Origin of the sequence: Erysipelatoclostridium sp. An173 (assembly GCF_002160495.1) — a bacterium.
GTDB classification, from domain to species: domain Bacteria; phylum Bacillota_I; class Bacilli_A; order Erysipelotrichales; family Coprobacillaceae; genus Thomasclavelia; species Thomasclavelia merdavium.
On sequence record NZ_NFKR01000028.1, the window covers coordinates 12,919 to 34,184 of the forward strand.

At 26.7% G+C, this 21,266-nt stretch carries 18 protein-coding genes; all 18 read left to right on the plus strand.

All coding sequences use genetic code 11. The features are described 5' to 3' along the window. Positions 1-27: 27 nt before the first annotated feature. The 18 genes from B5F09_RS10970 (at position 28) to B5F09_RS11055 (ending at position 21,112) form a co-directional block, all read left to right on the plus strand. Entirely contained in the window at positions 28-1,851 is a 1,824-nt protein-coding gene (locus tag B5F09_RS10970; protein ID WP_087374137.1) for a DUF2142 domain-containing protein, read from the plus strand. 646 nt (positions 1,852-2,497) lie between these two features. Continuing rightward, positions 2,498-3,220 (plus strand): glycosyltransferase family 2 protein, encoded by a 723-nt coding sequence (locus tag B5F09_RS10975; RefSeq protein ID WP_087374139.1) that lies wholly within the window; start codon positions 2,498-2,500, stop codon positions 3,218-3,220. Continuing rightward, positions 3,217-3,573: a DUF2304 domain-containing protein gene (locus B5F09_RS10980; RefSeq protein WP_087374141.1), complete on the plus strand. Its 357-nt coding sequence runs from the start codon at positions 3,217-3,219 to the stop codon at positions 3,571-3,573. The genes B5F09_RS10975 and B5F09_RS10980 overlap by 4 nt, the downstream gene beginning before the upstream one ends. Beyond that, entirely contained in the window at positions 3,566-4,528 is a 963-nt protein-coding gene (locus tag B5F09_RS10985) for a glycosyltransferase family 2 protein (RefSeq protein ID WP_087374143.1), read from the plus strand. The genes B5F09_RS10980 and B5F09_RS10985 overlap by 8 nt, the downstream gene beginning before the upstream one ends. Positions 4,529-4,554: 26 nt before the next feature. Then, complete coding sequence (locus B5F09_RS10990; protein WP_087374145.1) at positions 4,555-5,361, plus strand: glycosyltransferase; 807 nt, start codon at positions 4,555-4,557, stop codon at positions 5,359-5,361. Positions 5,362-5,431: 70 nt separating this feature from the next. After that, a complete protein-coding gene (locus B5F09_RS10995) occupies positions 5,432-6,361 on the plus strand; it encodes a glycosyltransferase (protein ID WP_087374147.1) in 930 nt (309 codons plus the stop codon). 64 nt (positions 6,362-6,425) lie between these two features. Then, complete coding sequence (gene glf, locus B5F09_RS11000; RefSeq protein ID WP_087374149.1) at positions 6,426-7,532, plus strand: UDP-galactopyranose mutase; 1,107 nt, start codon at positions 6,426-6,428, stop codon at positions 7,530-7,532. Continuing rightward, positions 7,533-8,966 (plus strand): flippase, encoded by a 1,434-nt coding sequence (locus B5F09_RS11005; protein ID WP_087374151.1) that lies wholly within the window; start codon positions 7,533-7,535, stop codon positions 8,964-8,966. It begins immediately after the preceding gene. Position 8,967: 1 nt separating this feature from the next. Then, a complete protein-coding gene (gene rfbD / locus B5F09_RS11010; RefSeq protein WP_087374153.1) occupies positions 8,968-9,810 on the plus strand; it encodes a dTDP-4-dehydrorhamnose reductase in 843 nt (280 codons plus the stop codon). 174 nt (positions 9,811-9,984) lie between these two features. Further along, entirely contained in the window at positions 9,985-11,970 is a 1,986-nt protein-coding gene (locus B5F09_RS11015) for a hypothetical protein (protein ID WP_143357503.1), read from the plus strand. A 14-nt stretch (positions 11,971-11,984) separates the two neighbouring features. Then, positions 11,985-12,947 (plus strand): glycosyltransferase family 2 protein, encoded by a 963-nt coding sequence (locus tag B5F09_RS11020; protein ID WP_087374157.1) that lies wholly within the window; start codon positions 11,985-11,987, stop codon positions 12,945-12,947. Continuing rightward, entirely contained in the window at positions 12,931-13,311 is a 381-nt protein-coding gene (locus tag B5F09_RS11025; RefSeq protein WP_087374159.1) for a GtrA family protein, read from the plus strand. Before B5F09_RS11020 ends, B5F09_RS11025 begins: the two co-directional genes overlap by 17 nt. 94 nt (positions 13,312-13,405) lie before the next feature. Next, positions 13,406-14,986 (plus strand): DUF2142 domain-containing protein, encoded by a 1,581-nt coding sequence (locus B5F09_RS11030; RefSeq protein ID WP_087374161.1) that lies wholly within the window; start codon positions 13,406-13,408, stop codon positions 14,984-14,986. Between the two features lie 97 nt (positions 14,987-15,083). Continuing rightward, positions 15,084-16,580 (plus strand): LTA synthase family protein, encoded by a 1,497-nt coding sequence (locus tag B5F09_RS11035; protein WP_239404321.1) that lies wholly within the window; start codon positions 15,084-15,086, stop codon positions 16,578-16,580. Between the two features lie 14 nt (positions 16,581-16,594). After that, on the plus strand, positions 16,595-19,060 hold the full coding sequence (pssD, locus tag B5F09_RS11040) for a PssD/Cps14F family polysaccharide biosynthesis glycosyltransferase (protein WP_087374163.1): 2,466 nt from the start codon (positions 16,595-16,597) through the stop codon (positions 19,058-19,060). Continuing rightward, positions 19,060-19,536: a PssE/Cps14G family polysaccharide biosynthesis glycosyltransferase gene (gene pssE / locus B5F09_RS11045; RefSeq protein WP_087301359.1), complete on the plus strand. Its 477-nt coding sequence runs from the start codon at positions 19,060-19,062 to the stop codon at positions 19,534-19,536. Before pssD ends, pssE begins: the two co-directional genes overlap by 1 nt. An 8-nt stretch (positions 19,537-19,544) precedes the next feature. Continuing rightward, positions 19,545-20,327: a glycosyltransferase gene (locus B5F09_RS11050; RefSeq protein ID WP_087301361.1), complete on the plus strand. Its 783-nt coding sequence runs from the start codon at positions 19,545-19,547 to the stop codon at positions 20,325-20,327. Between the two features lie 83 nt (positions 20,328-20,410). Further along, a complete protein-coding gene (locus B5F09_RS11055; protein ID WP_087301363.1) occupies positions 20,411-21,112 on the plus strand; it encodes a hypothetical protein in 702 nt (233 codons plus the stop codon). Positions 21,113-21,266 lie beyond the last annotated feature (154 nt).

The following is a 21,266-nucleotide window of genomic DNA, read 5'->3' on the forward strand; positions in this document are numbered from 1 at the left end:
TTATAAGGAGGGACGAAAACAATTATCATGAAGCTCAAAGCAATAAAAAAATATTGTATACCTATTATCTTAATTGTTATAGCATTAATAATAGAGATGTTTTTAAGTAATTATAAATTAATAGGTTTAGATAAAGCAGAAATAGGTAAAAATTCTATAGATTACTATATAGAGGATAATAACTTAATAATAGATAAAATTGATTCATATATAAAAAAATTAGAGATACATTATGAAGCTGATGAAGATGCTATAGTAACATTAAATTATGTATATTTGAATGAATTTGAAAAAGGTAATGCTGGTAGTTGTAAAATAGAATTATATGAGCCATTAAATAGCTATATTTTGAATATTGGAAAAAATATAGAAAATATAGAAATAGCAGATGCAGAGAATGTTAAAATAACAGATATTTATATAAATAATGAGTATACATTTTCATTTATAAGAGCTTTTGGAATCTCTGTATTATTTTTATTGCTATATTATGTATTTTATAATAGAAAACATATTTGTAAGAGACTAGATGTTTTAGGGTTAATGATTATTTTGGGAATTGGCTCAATAATGATTGTAAGTGTCCCTTCTTTAGCGAATATGGCACCAGATGAACAAATACATGTATATAACTCTTATTATAATAGTTCATTAAGTCATTCGGAGTTTAGTGAAGCCTTCTATTTTGTTTCTGAATCACCTGGGCATTCTTTACCATTAAGTATTGAAACAAATTTGGATTTAAATGAGCATTTAAATTCTAAAGAAATGACAGAAGCCGAAGCATCACCTAAATCAAAATTTGTAACTTATGATCAAGCACCATATTTAATTGCAGGGTTAGGAATAAAATTTGCTGATATTTTAAACTTTCCATTTACAATTGGATTTTATTTTGGAAAGTTTACAAATTTGATTTTTTATGCAATACTAAGTTTTTTCTCTATAAGAAAATCAAAAATTGGTAAAAAAATAGTATTTGCAATATCAATTTTACCAACGTCAATCTTTTTAGCAAGTCATTATTCATTAGATGGAATCATGATTGCTACTCTCACTTTTGCAACAGTAATGTTTTTAAATATGTATAGTGATAAAAACACTAAAATTACTAAAAAGGATCTAGCTTTGTTTATTTTTCCAGTTATATTAGCTAGTTTTGCTAAAGCCATATATGCAATAATGATTTTATTACTATTATTATTGCCAAAGGATAAGTTTTCTAGTATTAAACAAAGACGACTATTCAAAACTAGTATTATTTTAATATTACTTTTATTGAGTTTTACTTATGTTGTACCAATGATGACAGGAGGTATTGCAGGTGATAGTAGGGGAGGAGATACAAGTTTTGCAGGACAAGTAACAAGTATAGTAACTCATCCTCTTGGTTTTATTCAAATGTGTGCAAATAACATTTATATTGGGGTTTACAAATATTTGTTTAACCCTGAAAATTATAATTTCTTTGGATATTTATCAGCACCTGATAGTACAATGCGTTTATTATTGTTTGTATTATTAATATATATATCTTTGACTTCTGGACATGAATTTAAAATAATTAAAGGTAAAACTAGAGGTATTATTATTTTCATTGTTTTATTAATATCGGCAATGATATATGGTGCAATGTATTTGACTTTTACAGAAGTAGGTAATTCTTTAGTTGCTGGGGTACAAAGTAGGTATTTTTTACCTATATTACTGCTGATTTTAATATCAATATTACCAAGAAATAAATATATAGCAAATAATGAAAATTTAGAATATTCTATTATATCTGTTTTCTATATAATAATATTGTTTATTTCTGTTTATTCAACAATGATAGTACTCTATGCAATCTAAGGAAACTAAAATATTTAGGGAGATGTTAAGCATCTCCCTTTTATAATATAGTTGAAAATACTCTGTATTTAGAATTAATAATTTTATGAAGTTACTAATTCATTAAATATGCTTATATGCTTACAAAATTTATATTGTGAGACAGTGAGAAAGAAATAGCAACTTATTGATAGTATAAAGATATAATAGTAAATTTTAGTATGGATTTAAAAATTTATAAAGTATTTGTTTTTTTACCTGTTTTAGTATCTAAAATCTATTTCGTTTGATAAAATATGGATGTGATGTATATATGTAGACTAATGTTTAATAGCTATAATAAAATTTTATTTATTATTATCTCTGTTATGTATTTTTACATACAATATCTTAATAAGTAATGATTTTTAGTTAGTTATAATCTTTATTTGTGATGGAATATTTTATTGTTTTTCTTCATCTATTACAAATTATTATATTGCTAATTGAGTAAGCAAAGTGTTATTACAGATTTACCTAAGGTTATTATACATATTTATATAATAACGTTAGAAAATAAAAATGATTATAAATGAAGTGGAAAAATGAACAATATTAGATGACATTTACACTTTTATTTAGATTTGGTATAATTCAAAAGAATTATATATTTTATAAGGAGATTATTATGGATAATAAAGTGTTAATTATTATACCAGCATATAACGAGGAAAAAAGTATTGCCCAAGTTTATCAAAGTATTTGTAATTACAATGAACAAAATGGTACTAATTACGATGTTATTGTAATAAATGATGGTTCAGTGGACAATACTAAAGAAATTTGCGAAAGAAAAAATATTCCAGTGATTAATCTGGTACATAATTTAGGAATTGGAGGGGCTGTTCAAACCGGGTATAAATATGCTCGCGATAATAATTATATGTATGCGGTCCAGTTTGACGGTGATGGACAACATGAAGTTTCATGCATTAAAGATATTTTACAACCAATATATGATAATGAAGCTGACTTTGTTATTGGATCTAGATTCATTGATAAAAATTCTAGTGAGTTTAAGTCTAGTTTTGCACGTCGAGTAGGAATAAGAATAATTTCTAATTTAATAAAAATAATGACGGGAAAAAGACTACATGATATTACTTCAGGTTTTAGAGCGGCAAATAGAAAAATAATTTTAGATTTTGCAATATCTTATCCCGTTGAATATCCTGAACCTATAACAAATACAGAATTATTGAAAAAAAATGTAAGAATTAAAGAAGTGCCTGTTCAAATGCACGAAAGAGAAGCCGGTATTTCTTCTATTAATTCTTGGAAAAATGTCTATTTTATGATTAATATAATTATTTCTGTTTTTATTGTAGGAATTAGGAGGTGGAAAAAATGAGCTTAGGGACTAGTATACTAGTTTTAATTGTTGCATTTATAATTTTTTTATTGACACTTATTTTATTACGAAAAGGAAGAATTCCTGTAAAATTTTCAATTTTATGGTTTTTGGTTTCATTTATTCTATTTTTAGTGGGATTTTTTCCGGGGTTTATTTCATTGATATCTAATTTAATGGGATTTCAAACAATGTCAAATATGTTGGTTGGAATTTTGATATTTATTCTATTTTTATTGACAATTGCTTTAACGGTTATTGTATCTGGACAGACAACTAAAATAATAATATTAATACAAGAAGTATCAATGTTAAAAAAGAAAATTAACGACATGGAGAAGAAAAATGGATAAATTAGTTACGTTGATTATACCTGTTTATAATGCAGGAGAAAATATTGAACATTGTATTCAAAGTATTTTGAAACAAACAGTAAATTATTTTGAAGTATTGTTAATAAATGATGGTTCAACAGATGACTCATTAGAAAGAATAAAAGAATACGAAAATAAATATCCTAATATTTTTAGAGTTTTATCTCATGAAAATATGGGAGTTGTAAAAACACGTCATCGTGGGATAAAGGAGTCAAAAACAAAATATATAATGTTTATAGATAATGATGATTTTATTGACCCAAATTACGTTGAAACAATGACCAATTCAATTATGGATGGTGATTATGATATAGTTGTTTCTGGCTATCGAAGAGCTACATTGGATAAAGTAATGTTCACAGTTCCTTCATATCCTGACGAATGGTCAAAATATCGTATGACGGCTCCATGGGCTCGTATTTTTAAAAGAAGTTTAATTGTTGATAATGATGTTAGATTTTTAGAGACAGTTATTGGAGAAGATGCGTATTTTAATATGAGCGCTTATCTATATACTAATAAAATAAAGACAATAACATACGTGGGTTATAATTGGTATTACGAAGAAAATAGTGTATCTAATCAAAAACAAAAAGGTTTGAAAAAAGAATGCGATTTATTAGTTTTATTAAACGAAATTGATAAATTATACAAGGATAGAAAAGATGAATTAGTGCATTATTTTGTTGTAAAATTTATAGTATGGTATTTATTATTTTCTGGGCGCGATGCAACATCAAAAAGATTTATGGAAGAATATAGACGATTGTTTGCTTGGAAAAAAGAAAAGGGATATAAAATAACTATTCCTTTTTATTCGAATCGTATTAAAAGTGAGCCCCTTATAAATCGGATATACATATCAATATTTTTAATGTTAGATAAGCTGCATTTAGTAAGTGTTTTTTCTAAATTATATTGTAAAGGTTAAATTTGGAATAATAGGGAGAAAATATTATGAGTATTAAGTTATCGGATTTATATGTGATAATGGTTACATATAATACTTCTTGTCAAGATTCGTTGACATATAAGAATCTTAAAACTATTAATGGATTAAATTTAATAGTTTGTGATAATAGTACAAATGTAGCAATAAAAAAAGAAAATGAGCAATTATCACAAAGTGATAATTTTAAATATATTGATATGGGTGGAAATAAGGGACTATCAAAAGCTTATAATAAAGCAATTGGTTATATAGAAAAATCACCAGATAAATTTATATGTTTGTTTGATGATGATACGTCAATTAATGAAGAATATTTTAATAAATTATTGAATAATTTAAATAAAAATCATGCGGATATATATTTGCCAATAGTGTTATCTTTAGAAAGAATTATGTCGCCATGTTTATTAAAAAAAGATAGATGTATTGAGGTTAAGTCACTTGATCAATTAAAAGGCACTTTGTCTGGAATTAATAGTGGCATGGTAATAAATGCAAGTGTATATCAAGATTACAAATATAATGAAAACCTGTTTCTTGATTATATAGATCATGATTTTATGCGTTCAATGAATGAAAAAAAGAAAAAAGTTTTTGTAATGTACGATATTGTTATTCATCAAAATTTTTCTATGGAATCTAATGATGTGGATTCTTCATATAAGAGAATGATGATTTTAAAACATGATTTTAAAGAGTTTTATAAAGATAATAAATTGATGTATTTTTATATTTTAACAATGTATAAGTATGTTATGATAAAAAAATATAAGAAATTAAAATTTCTTTTTATTAAGAACATTAAACTTTAATATTAGTTATTTAGTATTTATTACAAATTAGAAAATTAAATGAATAATAGGAAGGAATATTAGATATATTATGGATAAGATGCGATTTGCAGTTGTTATAGTGACATATAATAGATTAAAGTTATTAAAAGAATGTATAAGTAATGTTCTAGAGCAAACAATTCCTTTTGATAATATTATTATTGTTAATAATTGTAGCACAGATGGTACCGATAGCTATTTGGAACAACTAAAACGAGAAAATATTAATAATGATAATATTAATATAATTAATATGGATGAAAATATAGGTGGTTCCGGTGGATTCTATTATGGTTTGAAAAAAAGTGTAGAATTGAATAATGATTGGACACTATTAATAGATGATGATGCAATTATTTCTACTGATTATAATGAATTAATTTCAACATTTATAAATGAAAATTCTTCTGGTAAATTTAGTGCTGTTTCTGGAACTGTTTGTGTAGGAAAAGAAATTGATACAAATCATAGATCTAATTCTATATCAAATTTTAGATTAAAAGTTTCACATATTGATAAAAAAGAGTACGATAAAGAGTTTTTTGATTATGATTTTACATCGTTTTGTGGGGTATACATTTCAAATAAAGTTATTGGTGAAATAGGATATCCATGTAAAGAATATTTTATTTGGCATGATGATACTGAATATTCTATCCGTCTTAGAAAGTCTGGTAAAATAAGAAACATTAATGCTGCAAAATTAGATCACAGAGTCAATTTTAATACTAAGGGAGTTGATAATCAACTTAATTGGAAGACTTATTATGGGATAAGAAATATGACAGATTTAACAAAACGACATTATTCAGTAATGGGACAAATTTATACATATTTTTTACATAGTTTAAGTTTATATAAATTTAAATTTAAAATACATAAAAGTGATGTTGATAAGAAAAATATCCAATTATATAAAGATGCATTATATGATGGGAAAAATTCTATTTTAGGAAAAAATAAAAAGTATTTACCTTAGTTATAAAAAATTATACTTAATAAGTATTTAGTATTGCAAAATATTTTATGTAAGGAGTGATAAAATGGATTGCTATGATTATTTAATAGTAGGAACAGGTCTTTTTGGATCTATATTTGCATACGAGGCAAATAAAAGAGGGAAAAAATGTTTGATTATTGATAAAAGAAGTCATATTGGAGGAAATGTTTATACTGAAGAAGTAGAAGAAATTAATGTGCATAAATATGGTGCGCATATATTTCATACATCTGATAAAATGATTTGGGATTATATACAGCAGTTTGCTGATTTTAATCGATATACAAATAGCCCAATAGCTATATATAAAGATGAAGTTTATAATATGCCATTCAATATGAATACTTTTTCTAGATTGTGGAATATTAAAACGCCAAAAGAAGCTAAAGAAATCATTGAAAAACAAAAAGAAGAATCAGGAATAACTGAACCAAAAAATTTAGAAGAGCAAGCTATTTCAATGGTAGGAAAAGATATCTATGAAAAATTAGTCAAAGGTTATACAGGTAAACAATGGGGGAGACCATGTACTGAATTACCATCATTTATTATTAAAAGATTACCTGTTCGTTTTACATACGATAATAATTATTTTAATGATTTATATCAGGGAATTCCTATTGGTGGTTATACTAAAATAATAGAAAAAATGTTAACGGGTATTGATACAAAACTTAATTATGATTATTTTGAACATCGAGATGAATTAAATCAAATTGCTGATAAAATTGTTTTCACTGGAATGATAGATCAATTTTATGATTATAAATTTGGAACATTAGAATATAGAAGTTTAAGATTTGAAACAGAAGTATTAGATGAAGAAAATTATCAAGGAAATGCAGTAGTAAACTATACAGAGTATGATATTCCTTATACACGTATTATTGAACATAAACATTTTGAATTTGGAAATCAACCAAAAACGGTTATTACTAAAGAATACCCATCTAAATGGGAAAAAGGTGACGAACCTTATTATCCAATGAATGATGAAAAAAATAATACTTTATATGCAAAATATAAGGAATTAGCTGATCAAGAAAATAATGTTATTTTTGGTGGACGTTTGGGACAATATAAATATTATGATATGCATAATGTGATTGCTGAAGCTTTAAAGTGTGTAGATAAAGAGTTAGGTGATTAAATGAATAAAGTTATCAAGAACTATTTATACAACGCCAGTTATCAATTATTATTAATTATTTTACCTATAATTACAACTCCATATGTATCTAGAGTCTTAGGTGCAGATGGGGTTGGAACGTACAGCTATACTAATTCTATAACGCAATATTTTATTTTATTTGGATGTATAGGTTTAAATTTATATGGACAAAGGGAAATAGCCTATTATCAAAATGATGTAAGAAAAAGAAATAGAACTTTTTTTGAATTAGTTTTTTTAAGGGCCATAACAATTTCAATAAGTTTAATTATCTTTTATTTAACAATGGTGCAATTTTCTAAGTATTCTAGTATTTTTTTGATACAAACATTAGATATTATTGCTTCAATATTTGATATTTCATGGTTTTTTCAAGGAATTGAGGATTTTAAACGCACAGTCTTAAGAAATTTTTTAGTTAGACTTTTATGTGTAACATTGATATTTATTTTTGTAAAATCGCCTGCAGATTTGCCATTATATGTATTGTGTTATTCTGGTACACTATTTTTAGGAAATATTTCATTATGGCTATATATGCCTAAGTATGTCAATAAAAATGATATAAACGGTCTAAATATAAAAAAACATATTAGACCAGCTGTAATGTTATTTTTACCACAAATTGCAACATCATTGTATACATATTTAGATAAGACAATGATCGGATATATAACTGATAATACAGCTGAAGTTGCTTATTATGAACAGTCTCAGACAATTGTTAAAACTGTAATGACAGTCATTACTTCGTTAGGTACGGCAATGATGCCAAGAATTGCTAATTTGTTCAAAACTAATCAGTATGAAGAAATAAAAAAATATATGAATGCTTCAATTAAGTTTGTATTGCTTTTGGCAATACCGTTTACATTTGGGATAATGGGTATTGCTAAAGGATTTGTTCCTTGGTTCTTTGGAGAAGGTTATGAAAAAGTGGTTCCTAATATGATGTTAATAGCACCAATTATTATTTTTATTGGAATGAGTACTATTACCGGTACACAGTATCTTTTACCATTAGGAAGACAAAAAGAATATACTTTATCAGTAATAGCAGGTGCTGTGATAAACTTTATTCTTAATATTATATTTATCTCCATTTTTGGTTCGATTGGTGCTGCAATAGGGACATTGATTGCTGAATTTGCTGTTATGGGATTCCAGCTGTATTTTATTAGAAAAGAGTTTAGTTTATTGGGTATTTTTAAGCAAGCGATAAAATATACGTTATTTGGACTGATAATGTTTATTGTAGTAATTTTATTAAGCAATATTTTAAGTGTTTCTATAGTAAGTACTTTTGTAGAAATATTTGTTGGAGCAATTGTTTATGGTCTTTTACTACTTATTTCAAAAGATTCAATTTTTGATATTTTAAAAGCAAAGATTGCTGAAAGGAGAGCGAGATAGTATGAAATTATTAGTCACAGGTGTTAAAGGTCAATTAGGTTATGATATTGTAAACGAATGTAAAAAAAGAAATATTGAAGCAGTTGGTGTTGATGTTGAAGAAATGGATATCACTGACGCTAAAAAAGTAGAAGAAGTAATAAAAGAAGGAAATTATGATGCTGTAGTACATTGCGCAGCTTGGACTGCAGTTGATAAAGCAGAAGATGAAGTAGAAGCATGTACTAAAGTAAATGTAGATGGAACAAAAAACATCGCTAATGTTTGTAAAGAATTAGATATTCCAATGATGTATTTTTCTACAGATTATGTATTTGATGGTCAAGGCGAAGAACCATGGCACGAATATGATGAAAGACATCCTTTAAATGTTTATGGACAAACTAAATATGAAGGTGAATTAGCAGTTGAAGCGCTAGATAAATTTTTTATTGTAAGAATTGCTTGGGTATTTGGTGTTAATGGAAACAACTTTATTAAGACAATGCTTCGTTTAGGGAAAGAACGTGGAGCTGTTAGTGTTGTAAACGATCAAATTGGATCACCAACATATACATATGATTTATCTAAATTAGTTGTTGATATGATTCAAACTGATAAATATGGAATTTATCATGCAACAAATGAAGGTCTATGTTCATGGTATGAATTTGCTTGCGAAATCTTTAAACAAGCAGGTATGGATGTTGAAGTAACACCAGTTGATTCAAATGCATTCCCAGCTAAAGCTAAACGACCAAATAATAGTAGAATGTCTAAAGAAATGTTAGATAAAAATGGTTTTGATCGTTTACCTACATGGCAAGATGCTTTAGGAAGATATTTAAAAGAAATTGAATATTAAATGGTGATGGTAAGCTAAATAGGGAGGGAAAACATGCTTTCGTTTGTAACAAAGTTTATCAATAATGAGAAAATGAATAATATACTTTTTTCATTTCTCATTATTATAACAACTTTCTTGTTATATAGATTATATGATGATTCTAATCTAATATTATTAGTCGGCGGAGTTTGCTTGATTATTAACTGTTTAAATTTAAAATTTAAACAAGAAATTAATTGTCTATTTGATAAAATTATTAAATATCGTTATATAGTAGCACTAGTTATTTTTGTTGTATGCTTGATTTTTAAATTACATGGTTCTTCAATAAATGTTTTCAGTTCTATATTTACTGATAAAATTGATGATAATGTAAGTAGTGTTATAATTGGTAATGGTCGTAATCTAAGAAGTGACGAATTCAATGTACAGTTGCCATATTATTTTTCACAATACTATAACGATTACGAACTAACAAGTTATCAAATGAGTATAGCTGGTCAAGACATGATACTTGGCTATAATGCACCAGTTAAGGACATAACAATGATAGCTAAGCCGTTTACAATAGGGTATATTTTATTTGGTAATGAAATAGGATTATCATGGTATTGGTGTTCAAAATTAATACTATTTATACTTGTTATGTATGAGGCAGTTTACATTTTAACGCAAGGAAATAAAAAGTTATCTGTATTAGGATCTTTTCTAACAGTTTTTTCTCCCGCAATGCAATGGTGGTTTTCGCCCCATATGTATGACGTGTTTTTTTGGGCAATGACGTTATTTGTATTAGGATATTATTTTTTTGTAGCACAAAAGAAATGGCTGAAATGGTTAGTCACAATATTAGCGATATGTTCAATTACAGGTTTTGTGTTAGCATTATTTCCATCATTACAAGTTGCCCTTGGGTTATTAGCACTAGCACTTCTAATAATTGTATTAATTAGAGATAGGGAGAAAATCAATTTTAAAAAGTTAGATATTTTTAGAATTGTCATCGTAGTTCTATGTGTTATTGGTTTATTAGGCTGGTTTTTATATAATTCATGGGATCAATTGCAATTATTATATGGAACAGTGTATCCAGGGGCTAGAGTTAGTCTTGGAGGAGATAGAAAATTATCCTCCTTATTTACAGATTTAAGTAATATCATTTCTCCTTATAGAGATGTTACATATTTAAATAATTGCGAAATTAGTGAATTTTACCATTTAGGTGTATTATATATATTATATTTTCCTTATATAATTTATAAATGGAAATACAATAAGGAGAGCAATTATAACATTTATGTAGGGATAATGTTATTTATAGCATTGTTAATTGAAATTATTTTTATGATAATTGGTTTCCCTGAATGGCTTGCAAAAATAACACTATTTTCATATATTAATCGTATGAATTTGGTTTATTCATTTACTGCACTATTATTTACTATATGGTCTTTTGATATAATATATAGAAATAAAGAGTTACGAAATCTAAAATACGGATTGATATGCATTGTTTTATTTGTGATTATGTATTGTATGTCAATCGATTCAGATATGTTAAATTACATTTTTAGTATAAAAAATAATATGCAGTTTGCAAAATTATATTATTTTGGAATAATTATTATATTTGCCATAGTAGGTGTATTGATTTTTATTAAAAATATTAAAATACCGGCATATATTTTAATTGCATTAAGTGTGTTCTCTACTTTTTCAATTAATCCAGTTGTATCCGGAATATCTGATTTAACAAATCATCCTATTTATGAAGTTACTCAAAAGATTATAAAAGAAGATGATAGCAGATGGATTGCTTTGGATAGTTCAATAGAGCAGAATTATTTACTTGCTTCTGGTGTTAAATGTATAAATGCAGTTAATTTTTATCCTGATTATGGGAAATGGGATGCAATTGAAGACAGAGAAAATGATGATATTTATAATCGTTATGCACATATTAGATTATCTTTGGTAGAAGAAAATACCTCATATAATTTAATAACACCTGATAGCATTCAAGTGAACTTAAATATTAATGATTTAAAAATATGGAATGTGAAATATGTCTTTTCTAAAAATGACCTTGAGCCAATGTTTGAAAACAATTTAATTGATTTTGAAGTTAAATATCATAGTCCACAAGAGGGATATTATATATATAAATTAACTTACTAAGAGGGGAATATCGTATGATAAATAAGAAGATAGCATTTTTAATACCTTGCTATAATGAAGCACAGACAATTGGGAAAGTAGTAGCTGATTGTAAAAAAGCTATACCAGAAGCCGATGTTTATGTTTATGATAATAATTCAAGTGATGGAACTGATGAAATTGCTAGAAAAGCTGGTGCAATTGTAAGATATGAGTATCAGCAAGGAAAAGGTAATGTAATAAGAAGAATGTTCAGAGAAATTAATGCTGATTGTTATATTATGTTAGATGGCGATGATACTAATCCTCCTGAATTTGCACCTCAAATGGCAGAATTAGTATTGACTAAAAATGTTGATATGGTAGTTGGAGATAGATTATCATCGACATACTTTGAAGAAAATAAAAGACCATTTCATAACTTTGGAAATTCAATTGTAAAAAAATTGATAAATTTGCTTTTTAAAAGTGATATAAAAGATATAATGACAGGATATAGGGCGTTTAGTTACCAATTTGTAAAAACTTTTCCAGTTATATCGAAGGGATTTGAGATTGAAACTGAGATGACAATACATTCTGTAGCCCAAAATCTTAATGTAGAAAATGTAGTTACTGATTATCGGGATCGTCCGGATGGAAGTGAATCAAAACTAAATACATATTCAGATGGGTTAAAAGTATTAAAAACAATATTTAGATTATTTAAAAATTATCGTCCGTTACTGTTTTTTATGATAGTTTCAATTATACTTGCTTTAATATCAATAATTTTGTTTATACCGATATTATCTAAATTTTTAAAGACAGGATTAGTACCTAATTTTCCAACACTAATTGTTAGTGGCTTTATATTCATGGCTGCTTTAATTTCGTTATTTGCAGGGATAATTTTAGATGTTCAAGTTGAAAAAGGTAGACAAGACTTTGAATATAGATTACAAGAAGTTAATTTTCAGAAAAACATAATGGAGAAAATAAATGAAAAAACTAATTAATCAACTAATTAAATTTGGTATTGTTGGTGGTATCGCATTTGTAATTGATTATGGATTGTTATATATTTGTACAGAGTGGTTTGGAATTTATTATTTTATTTCTGCAATAATTTCATTTAGCGTATCTGTAATATTTAACTATATTGCAAGTATTTTATGGGTATTTGATGTAGATAAAAATAAAAGTAAAACAACAAATTTTATAGTTTTTATTGCTTTAAGTATTGTAGGACTTGGTATTAACCAAATTATCATGTGGTATGGTGTAGAAATATTACATATATATTATATGATTGTAAAATTAGTTGCTACAGTTATAGTAATGATATTTAATTTTATTACACGTAAAATCTTTTTAGAATAATGATTATGATTTGTATTTTAAAAAATTGAATATTAATCATAAAAATGCTAGTATTAATATTATCTAATACTAGCTTTTTTAAAGGAGAAAAACAATGCGACATAGTAAGGTTGAAATTGTTGAAAATATAAATGTTGGCGATCGAAAAATACTGAAATATATTTCTATAATAGGTGCTATTTTAGTTATTTTATTATTTTATTTTAACCAACATAATATTTTAGTAGACAAGGTAAACTCTATTAAAAATGTTCATAGCATTATTTATGGGTTATTTGCAGTAATTGCAATTATATTGATCATATCAATTTTAAAAAATAATTATAAAATAGAACGCTTATTTTTATTGATAATTATTCCAATTGGTTTAATTTATACGCTATTAATTCCACCAGGTATTGTCCCAGATGAATGGACACATATGCATAATACATTGACTTTATCTAGTCAACTAATGCAAAAAGAAAGTGACGATAAAATTATGATGCGAAGCGATGAGTTGGAACTATATTCAAAGCAAGCAACAGCCCCTAACAATGATTATTATGATTATGTTTATAACAATATTTTTAGTTTAAGTGATAATAATTATGTAGTAACAGATAGTGGAGCAATCAGTTTAGAACAACTTTTTTCTTATTTTCCAGCCGTGTTAGGTGTGACAATGGGAAGGATATTACATTTAGGTGCTGTTACAACAATCTATTTAGGGAGATTATTTAATTTTCTTTTTTATACTGTACTGGGATTTTTAGCGTTAAAAAGAATGCCCTTTGGAAAGTTGTTATTGTTTGCAGTTATAATGTTACCAATGGCCTGTCAGCAAATGTTTTCACTATCATATGATGCAGTGATAAATGCAGCTTCTTTTTTCTGTATAGCTTATGGTATGTCATTTGTTTATCAATCGGATAAAGTTGAGAAAAAGGATATTGTATTATATGCTTTGGCAGGATTACTCCTTCTAACTATTAAAGGATCAGCGTATGCTTTTATATTAGTTATTCCAATATTAGCTAAATATTTTAATCCTAACGGTTATGAGATTGCTAAAAGAACGAAGATAATAATTTTTATAATTGTGATTACGTGTATTGTATTATTGAATTTTAGATCATTTATTAGTACTGGTACTACTTCTTCATTAGGAACGGTTTCTGGTGAAAATTTAGTTCCTTGGTCAGGAACTCCTTCATATACATTATCGTCATTGTTGACGGATATACCGGGAACGATAATGTTATTTATTAATACGTTTATTGAAAAAGGAGTTTGGTATATAAATACTGCTATCGGGAGTGAGCTAGGATGGCTAAATATATTAATGCCAACGTGGACAATTAATGTTTGGATTGGATTATTAATTATTAGTTCTTTTAGTGAAAAATCAAACAACGAAGTTTTTACTTATGAACATAAATTACTATATTTTTTAATTGCAGCAGCAGTTATATTAGTTGTTATGTTGGCGATGGCATTAGCTTGGACACCAGCTGGATATCAGTGGATAGAAGGAGTTCAAGGTAGATATTATATCCCAATAATTTATTTATTATTGATTTGGTTACAAAATACTAAAATTTATTTACATGATAAAATAGTAAAAATTGTCACAATAATTATTCCAATTATGGCAATGATTTCTATTTATAATTTAATACCATTAGTTTTATAAGAATGAAATAGTCTTGATTATTTCATTCTTTTCTTTTGTTTAATATTTGTTAATTATATGGTAGAATAGTAAGGAATTTGGATTAAGAGGAATAATGATGATAGAGAAATTAAAAAAATTAGAAAAAAAATACATTATAGGAACAATATTGGTTTTTATTAGTGTGTTAATAATAACTTCTGTTATTTGGGGAAATCGAACATTTTCTGTGAAAACATTAAATCAGATTATTTTCCATTTAAAAGTGTCAATGGATGGTACTGATAGTGGAGTATATCTTGATTGGTTTTTATTTTCAGTACCGATTAGTTTATTAATAGTAGTTATTTTTAATTTAGTACTTTTTGGTATTCAAAAAATATTAAAGCGAAATAATAAAAATATCAGTAATTTTATAAAAAGAAATTTTGTTAAGTGGGGTATCTGTTGTCTTGTTTGTTCTTTGATTTTTACAGTTTATAACTATAATATCTATGGATATATAAGTAACTCATTAAAAAAAACAGATTTATATGAAAATTATTATGTTGATCCAAGCAGTGCTAATATCAGTTTTGATGGTAAAAAAAGAAACTTAATTCATTTATATTTAGAATCAGTTGAAAATACATATGCCGATAGTGCTAATGGTGGCGGTCAAGATATCAACTATATCCCGGAATTAAGCAATTTAGCTAAGGAAAATATTAATTTTTCAAATAATGATAGTATTGGTGGAAGCCTAACTATCGATGGAACACAATGGACAATTGCTTCACAGGTTTCTCAAGATATGGGAATTCCTTTATCATTGCCTATTACAAGTAGTAAATATGATACTTCTACTGCATTTTTACCAGGAGGATATTCATTAGGAGAAGTATTAGAAGATAATGGATATGTTAATGAGTTTATTTGTGGTTCTGATGCTGATTTTGGAGGTACCTCTAATTTTTATAAACAGCATGGTAATTATATAATTCGTGATTATAAAAGTTTTGTTGAAAGCGGAGAGATTCCAAAAGACTATTTTGTATTTTGGGGAATTGAAGATGCAAAATTATTTGAGTTTGCTAAAAAAGATATAACCAATTTAGCTAATGGAAGTCAGCCGTTTAATATTTCTATTACCACAATTGACACTCATACTCCTGATGGTTATTTATGTAGTCAATGTCAAAAGAATCATAAAAATCAATACGCTAATGTAATTGAATGTCAATCACGGCAAGTTAATAATTTCATTAACTGGTGTAAACAACAACCATGGTATGATAATACGACAATTGTAATTACTGGAGATCATAAAAGTATGTCAGAAAAATTTTTTGATAATATTGATAGTAACTATGTAAGAACACCATATAACTGTATTATCAATAGCGCAGTAGAAGCAAAAAATAATAAAAATAGATCATTTAGTACAATGGATATGTATCCAACAATTTTAGCGGCAATGGGTGCTAAAATTGAAGGAGATCGTTTAGGATTAGGAACAAATTTGTTTTCAGATAAACAAACGCTTATGGAAGAGTTAGGATTTAAAACATTAGATAACGAATTACAAAAAACATCTAATTATTATAATCAAAAAATACTTGAAGAGAAGGACTAGGTTAGGAGGTAAAAATGAAAACAGGAATAGTTGTCTTGAATTATAATGACGCTAAAGAGACGGTAGATTTTGTTAATCAGATAAAAAATTTCAAAATAATTGATGAGATATGCGTTGTTGATAATGGATCAAACGATAATTCATTAGAATTATTACAAACTTTATCAGATGTTAAATTAATACCCCTAACAGAAAATCGAGGGTATGCTGCAGGAAATAATGCAGGGTTAAAGTATTTATATGAACAAGAATTTGATAATTATATTATTGCTAATCCCGATATTATAGTTGATCAACATAATTTGTTGGATTTTATCGCACATATGAATTCTGAAAATAATTATCAAATTTTTGGACCTACAATTGAAGAACATGGAACAATTAATCGTGGTTGGAAAGAAAGAACGATTAAATATGATATCCATGATAACTATCCAATAATTAATCGATTGTTTAAAAAAAGTAATAAATATTCAAAATTTCATTACCATGGACCAGTTAGTCCGGTTGATTGTATTTCTGGGTGCTTTTTTGGTATGAAAAAAGAAGTTATTGATAAGATTGGCTTTTTAGATGAAGGAACATTTCTTTTCTATGAAGAAGATATTTTATGCACTAAAGCTAGACAAGCAGGTTTGCATGTATGTGTTTTAAACAATGTTAATGTTATTCATAATCATTCAGTAACAATTAATAAAAATATTAATCATTATCGTAAATTAAGAATTTTAAAAGAGTCGCAATTACATTATCATTTAACATGTTTTGATCATAAAGAAAAACATATTAAACGCTTAAAACGTACAGCATTATGGGCATGTAAGTTTGCATATTTAAGAACTAATAAAAAAATTGTAAACACTAATAATAATCGTAAAAAGAAAAAAGTAACAATATTATCATTGCATCTTCGTGTTGGTGGGATTGAAAAAGCTATTTGCTCTTTAGCTAATATGTTAGTTGATGATTTTGATGTTGAAATTGTAAATGTATATAAGTTGTGTGAGCCATCATTTTATATTGATCCTAGAGTAAAAGTTACTTACTTATCGACAAATCTTAAACCTAATAAAGAAGAGTTTAAATTTGCATTAAAAAATAAAAAAATATTTAGTATTTTTACTGAAGGAATAAAAGCAGTTAGGGTATTAATAAAAAAGCATCAATTAATAAAACTATGTGCTAAAGATAACGATGGTGATATTATTGTCTCTTCAACACTAGCTTTTGATAAATTATTTGCTAAGTATCAAAAAAATAAACTATTAATTGCTTGGGAACATTGTCATCCAGAATGTGCAAAGAATTATCCAAAAAAAGTATATCGGGCAGTAAAAAAATTCGACTTATTTATACCAGCTTCAAAATCAATATATGAATTTTATAAAGAATATTTAACAGGACCACAATGTTTATATTTACCATTATGTATTGATAGTATGCCTGAACAAAAAGCAAATCTTAATACAAAACAAATTACTGTAATGGGAAGATTATCAAAAGAAAAAGCATATGATGATATGTTAAAGGTATTTAAAAAAGTTTTAAAACAAGAGCCAAAAGCCAAGTTAAAAATATTAGGTGATGGTGAGGAAAGAGCAAATTTAAGTTTATTAGCTGATCAATTAGAAGTTAGTAAATCAGTAGATTTCCATGGTAATACAGTGGGTAAAGAAAAAGAACAGATTTTATTAGACACATCAGTTTTTGTTACAACATCACACTATGAAAGTTTTGGCTTAGTTTTATTAGAAGCGATGAGTTATGGAATACCATGTATTTCATTTGATAGTGCCAAAGGATCATTAGATATTATTGATGATGGAAAAGATGGCTATATTATAAAAAATCGCGATTTAGATAAAATGGCTGATAAAATTGTAGAAATCTTGAATACTCCACAAGATGAATTATCTAAAAATGCTATTGCTAAAGCTCAAATGTATTCATATCAAAATGTAAAAAAACAATGGTTAGATGCTTTTAAAAATTTTAATATACATGATCTAAAAACACGAGTAATTTTTACATCATCGGCTGGTGGACATTATAGTGAGTTATGCGAGTTAAAGGAATTAATGGAGCGTTATAATTCATTTTTAATTACCGAAGATCACGAAATGATGCAAGAGTATAAAAAAGTAAATAAATCAAGAAGCTGGTATATGCCGGCTGGAACTAAAGAACATTTATTTAAGTTTCTATGCAATTTTCCAGTCAATATTTTTAAAAGCTTTAAAGCATTTTTAAAAGTACGACCTGATGTTGTTATTGCAACTGGAGCTCATACAACAGTACCAATTTGCTACATAGCTAAGTTATTTGGCAAAAAAGTTATTTTTATAGAAACGTTTGCAAATATTACTACTAAAACATTGTCTGGTAAATTAGTATACCCAATTGCTGACTTATTTTTAGTACAATGGGAAGATATGCTTAAATTATATCCTAAAGCAAAATATCGAGGAGGACTAAAATAATGAGAATTTTTGTTATGTTTGGAACTCAAGATAAGCGATTTGATCGTTTATTAAATGCAATTTTAGATTCAAAATTTGTAAATGAAAATGACGTTTATGTTCAGTTAGGATATACAAAAGGAACTTATGATAAAATTCATTGTCAAGAATATTACAGCGAAGAAGAATTATTGCATCAAATCGAAATCGCTGATTTGATAATTACACATGCTGGTGTTGCCGCTATTGTTTCAGCACTAAAGTTAAAAAAGAGAACAATAGTAGTACCGCGTTTGGGAAAGTATAAAGAGCAAAATAATGATCATCAAGTTCAGATCATGGAAAGATTTGTCAAAAAAGATTATATTATCCCATGTACTGATTTATCTAAACTTGATGAGTTAGTGGAAAATGCTCATAATTTTGAACCCAAAGATTATAAAAGTGAAAAGCAAGGAATTATTGATGAAATAACTAATTTTATCAATAATTTATAGGAGGTATTATGCATACATATGTTGTTTTAGCATATAAAGAGTCTTCATATTTAGAAGAATGTATTAAATCAGTTTTAAATCAAAAATATCCTAGTAAAGTAGTTATCGCTACTTCAACTCCTAATGACTATATTCAAAATATGGCTGATAAATACTCATTAGAAGTAATGATAAATCCTAATCCAGGTAAAGGAATTGGGTATGATTTTGATTTTGCAGTATCTTGTGGAAAAACAAAATTGACTACTATTGCTCATCAAGATGATATCTATGATTATGATTATTCAGATAAAATCGTTAAAGCATATCAAAAATATCCGGATTCATTAATTGTATTTAGTGATTATTATGAAATAAGAGATACAGGTAAAGTGCATAGTAATACTAATTTAAAAATAAAGCGAATATTATTGTTACCGATGAGAATAAAAAGTCTTGCTAAAACAAAGTTTGGGAAACGCTTATCATTACGATTTGGTAATGCTATTAGTTGTCCAGCCGTAACTTTTGTAAAAGACAATATTAAAACTGATGATATTTTTAAATGTGATTTTGTTTGTGATGTAGACTGGTATGCTTGGGAAAAATTATCTTTAAAAAAAGGACGGTTTACTTTTGTAAAAGATTTGTTAATGGGACATCGTGTTCATGAAGAATCAACCACAACTGAAATCATTAATGAACGTGTAAGAACTAAAGAAGATTTTGTAATGTTTCAAAAATTTTGGCCAAAATCAATTTCAAAATTTATCAATAAATTTTATGTTAAAGCTGAAGATAGTAATAATTAAGTACAAATTTCAGTAAAAATGTAGATAAAATCCTAAAAATTAATTATAATGTTTTTTGGATAACAAAAAAAAGGAGAAATACTATGTTAAAAAAATTATTAACAATAGGGTTATCATTAATGATGGTAATTACTCTTACAGCATGTGGTGGTGATGATTCAAATAGTGGTAGTTCATCATCTGGTGGATCAGATAATAATACTACTGAAGAAAGACCATTTACTGAATCAAAAGGATTAATTAAGTATTTTACTATTGAAGGAGAAAATGTTTGTTTACCAGAAACAGTTGGTGAATATGTTAGATATTTAGAAAAAATTGGTACGAAAGTAGAACTTGGTGATACAGGAAATACAGTAGATGAAGCTGGTGAATTAGATGCAGGTGGAGTATCATCAATGGTAGCGTTTTTGAAGGTTTATATCGACGGTGCTAGTGATGAATGGCAATGGTTTGGTATTCGTTATGAAAATGATACTGACGAAAGTTTACCAATTGCAGATTGTAAAGTTACTCAAATTACTTTAGATTATGATACAATTACTGAAGAAACTAATCATCATTGCTTAGATTCATTTGTATTTATTACACAAGATGATCAAGAAATCGCTATGGATGGAGATACTACTAGTTCAGATTTATTAGATTATATCGGTGACCCTTATCAAAATACTGATGGTCATTGGCATTATTCAGATGATCAAGGATATGAATACGAAATGGTTACAGAAAATAAAAAAGGAATTTTAACAAGAGTAGTAATTACTTATCCTGAAAGCAATTAATTTTAGAAATAAAGAGATATCAAAATGAAATGATATCTCTTTTTAGTATGCCGGGCATGGCATATATCTAGGTGGTGAAAGTCCACTGTGGGGGTGATGTCGCAACTGCCAACCACTAGCCAATATCAAGGGTGTCCACCGTGAGGTGGAATCT

What these genes read in the sequence shown, in the direction of transcription:
- B5F09_RS11005 (WP_087374151.1), top strand. Translation starts at nt 7,533, where the DNA reads ATGAATAAAGTTATCAAGAACTATTTATACAACGCCAGTTATCAATTA.
- B5F09_RS11025 (WP_087374159.1), top strand. Translation starts at nt 12,931, where the DNA reads ATGAAAAAACTAATTAATCAACTAATTAAATTTGGTATTGTTGGTGGT.
- pssD (WP_087374163.1), top strand. Translation starts at nt 16,595, where the DNA reads ATGAAAACAGGAATAGTTGTCTTGAATTATAATGACGCTAAAGAGACG.
- B5F09_RS10995 (WP_087374147.1), top strand. Translation starts at nt 5,432, where the DNA reads ATGGATAAGATGCGATTTGCAGTTGTTATAGTGACATATAATAGATTA.
- B5F09_RS10990 (WP_087374145.1), top strand. Translation starts at nt 4,555, where the DNA reads ATGAGTATTAAGTTATCGGATTTATATGTGATAATGGTTACATATAAT.
- B5F09_RS11055 (WP_087301363.1), top strand. Translation starts at nt 20,411, where the DNA reads ATGTTAAAAAAATTATTAACAATAGGGTTATCATTAATGATGGTAATT.
- B5F09_RS10970 (WP_087374137.1), top strand. Translation starts at nt 28, where the DNA reads ATGAAGCTCAAAGCAATAAAAAAATATTGTATACCTATTATCTTAATT.
- pssE (WP_087301359.1), top strand. Translation starts at nt 19,060, where the DNA reads ATGAGAATTTTTGTTATGTTTGGAACTCAAGATAAGCGATTTGATCGT.
- B5F09_RS10975 (WP_087374139.1), top strand. Translation starts at nt 2,498, where the DNA reads ATGGATAATAAAGTGTTAATTATTATACCAGCATATAACGAGGAAAAA.
- glf (WP_087374149.1), top strand. Translation starts at nt 6,426, where the DNA reads ATGGATTGCTATGATTATTTAATAGTAGGAACAGGTCTTTTTGGATCT.
- B5F09_RS11030 (WP_087374161.1), top strand. Translation starts at nt 13,406, where the DNA reads ATGCGACATAGTAAGGTTGAAATTGTTGAAAATATAAATGTTGGCGAT.
- B5F09_RS11050 (WP_087301361.1), top strand. Translation starts at nt 19,545, where the DNA reads ATGCATACATATGTTGTTTTAGCATATAAAGAGTCTTCATATTTAGAA.
- B5F09_RS11035 (WP_239404321.1), top strand. Translation starts at nt 15,084, where the DNA reads ATGATAGAGAAATTAAAAAAATTAGAAAAAAAATACATTATAGGAACA.
- B5F09_RS11020 (WP_087374157.1), top strand. Translation starts at nt 11,985, where the DNA reads ATGATAAATAAGAAGATAGCATTTTTAATACCTTGCTATAATGAAGCA.
- rfbD (WP_087374153.1), top strand. Translation starts at nt 8,968, where the DNA reads ATGAAATTATTAGTCACAGGTGTTAAAGGTCAATTAGGTTATGATATT.
- B5F09_RS10980 (WP_087374141.1), top strand. Translation starts at nt 3,217, where the DNA reads ATGAGCTTAGGGACTAGTATACTAGTTTTAATTGTTGCATTTATAATT.
- B5F09_RS10985 (WP_087374143.1), top strand. Translation starts at nt 3,566, where the DNA reads ATGGATAAATTAGTTACGTTGATTATACCTGTTTATAATGCAGGAGAA.